Raw genomic sequence first — 2,496 nt, 5'->3', positions numbered from 1 at the left:
GCCGACCCAGCGCGCCCCCGGCGAGCACCCAGCCACTTCCACGCCCTGTGCACCGCCGTCACCTGACCCCCACAAGATCACCAACAGAGTCACGGTATTGAGGCTAAGGCTCAGCCTCCGAACAGTGCGTCAATCCAGGCGTCGCCGGGTGGCGGCACGAAAAAGTACCCTCCTCCGGTAGTGAGGATGTACCTGGCCATGGCCTCACTCTCCAGCCGCTTCTGAACGGCCTCGAAGCCCTGTTCCAGGTCTCGCTGGAAGCAAGAGAAGATCAGCCCCTTGTCGCCGTCGCCTCGGTCGTAGTTGTAGCTGCGGCGCACGATGGGCGGCGGGTAGCGCCGATCGGGGGCGGCGAGCCGCACATGCGAATCCAGTGGCGTGGTCTTGCCGTTGGGATCGGCAGCGAAGTTCGGCTGCTCGTCGGTCGGGGTGCCGTCGAGCCATCGGCCGTCGCGCCGACGCCCAATGATGCGCTCCTGCTCCCGGACCGAGTCTTTGTCCCACAACTCGGTAGCGAACCGCACGATCCTCACCACTTGATAGCTGCCACCCACGGCCCAGTCAGGCTCGCCCTGCCCACCGCGCACAACAGCCCTATCAGCCATCTCAAGCTCGCTGCCCGGATTCCCAAATCCTTCCGTGAAATGGAACGGGTTGCGGGCAAGCCCCTTGCCGACCTCGACGCGGTTCTCGGCGCGGAACCCGTCAACCTGCCATCTCACATGCCACCCGGCAGCCGACTTCGCCACCTGCTCGGTAGCCCCTCGCACTGCCGTCGGATCAGGCCCAGCCACTTGCACAAGCACGTCCCCGTGCGACTGGGCGGGGTCCAGCAGATCCCCAGCGAAGGCGGGCATCTCCCGCAGCCTGCGCGGCAGTTGCGCACCTTTTTGGGCGAGGCTACTCCCCAACGCCAGCCAAGCGACAACCCGCCCGCGGTCAGCCGCCACCACGGCCTGTTGCAGCCGGGCCACCGCTGTCGCCCTGCGCGCGGCTCGGCCGCCAGGCAGGTCAAGGGCCATCACGCGCACACAAGCGGCAGGCAACACGCCTCGCAGCGGAGCAAACGAACGCGCGGTATCCCCAGTTGTTGATTGGGAGGGTGCGGCATACATCGCAATAGCCCCAGCCCCACCTGTGGCCATCACTGTCGCCCCCAGCAATATGCCCCGTCTGCTTCTCATGCCCACATCCCCCATGCCATGCCGGGTTGGGTTGCCGAGGCTGTTGCACTGGTGAGTCCTGAGTATCTCATCACCACCTCGCACCGTGAGCAACGCATGCTGCCCTCCCCTCCGGCCTTGAGCTGTTTTGTTGGACTGCCATTTGGGAGCCGCCGGCCAGGAGGCTTGCTTGTTGCAGCGTCGGTAGCAACGAAGAAACCTCGACAGCTACCTCTGCGGAATTCACCACCATGCACCGACTCGTTACACCTCGCCGAATAATCAGCCATAGTTCATGGTCATCAAAACAAGGAAGTGTTCTTCAGATTCCCATCGAACAATTCAGCAGATCGACCTTGACGCTCTCGACGAAATCACTCACGACTCTCTAAATTCAGTTGAGAAGATTGCAATTACGACCCATTTGGTGATAGGGCCATGGTTTTCATTTACACCTCTTCTCATATCTGCAAACGCAGGCTGGTCACGCCACCCTGTGTGCACACGGGGTGCGTGCCGACGACCACCGTTCCTAGGAAAATTTCGTAGGGCCATTCATCTCTGCTTTCAGGTTTTGCCCCGGTACCGCTGACGACACCCCTCAGCATCCAACCTGGACCATCGCATCCAAGAATCCTCACGTCTCTGACTGCCGATTGACCAGATTCCGTTACCACGGGGACAACCGCCCTGATCTCCAAACCTGCCCTACCACCCCATTCCTTCACTACGCCTCCTTGAGTGCGCATCTTGTTCGTCATATCCACGCGAATGATGTTCCAAGATGTCTCTGGAGTAGCAAGGAAAGCTTGAAGTTGTATAGCGGTCCCATCTTTCATCAGGGTGACAGCCACAGTATCGCCATCGACTTCCATTCGACGCACTTCCATACCAACGGAGGCGGGGACCCTTATGCCTCCCATATCAACCAAGCCAAGGGTTGGCGCAGAACTTTCACTAACGTCCCAGGGGCCGCATTCGATACCTCGTCTCAAAACATCATCCTGCAGGGACTCAAGGCAAACTCGCTCCGCCGCATGAAGCAGGCTTTTTGTACTTTCATCAGAAATGGATTCCTCCTTGATTAGAGCCGATAGGAGGACTACCAAATTCAGCAGCGAAAACAGCTCTTCTGACTGGGCCTTGCTGGCAGACGAAACATCTCCAAGAGACGCTTCAATCATTGTCAGAAGATCCTGCCGGGAGAGAGACGAAACAGACCCCGGCAACATCTCGACTGACGAAACCCCGTCCTCCCAGCGAGACCGGAGAATAATCTGAATTGCTGCCATAATGATCCGTGTCGGCGTCACACGGTCCCATACCTCAGATT

At 59.6% G+C, this 2,496-nt stretch carries 2 protein-coding genes; both read right to left on the bottom strand.

What is annotated here, in order from left to right:
* Window positions 1-110: 110 nt before the first annotated feature.
* On the bottom strand, window positions 111-1,022 hold the full coding sequence (locus ACFU8W_RS52265; protein WP_384052927.1) for a Dyp-type peroxidase: 912 nt from the start codon (window positions 1,020-1,022) through the stop codon (window positions 111-113).
* Window positions 1,023-1,624: 602 nt separating this feature from the next.
* A partial coding sequence (locus ACFU8W_RS52260; protein WP_384052925.1) for a DUF3710 domain-containing protein occupies window positions 1,625-2,496 on the bottom strand: 872 nt, incomplete at its 5' end.

The organism is Streptomyces sp. NPDC057565 (assembly GCF_042801455.1).
In the GTDB taxonomy this organism is placed as follows: domain Bacteria; phylum Actinomycetota; class Actinomycetes; order Streptomycetales; family Streptomycetaceae; genus Streptomyces; species Streptomyces yanii.
This window is presented reverse-complemented; position numbering and strand designations above follow the sequence as displayed.

Coding starts and splice junctions, on each gene's coding strand:
- ACFU8W_RS52265 (WP_384052927.1), bottom strand. CDS start 1,022: ATGGCCCTTGACCTGCCTGGCGGCCGAGCCGCGCGCAGGGCGACAGCG.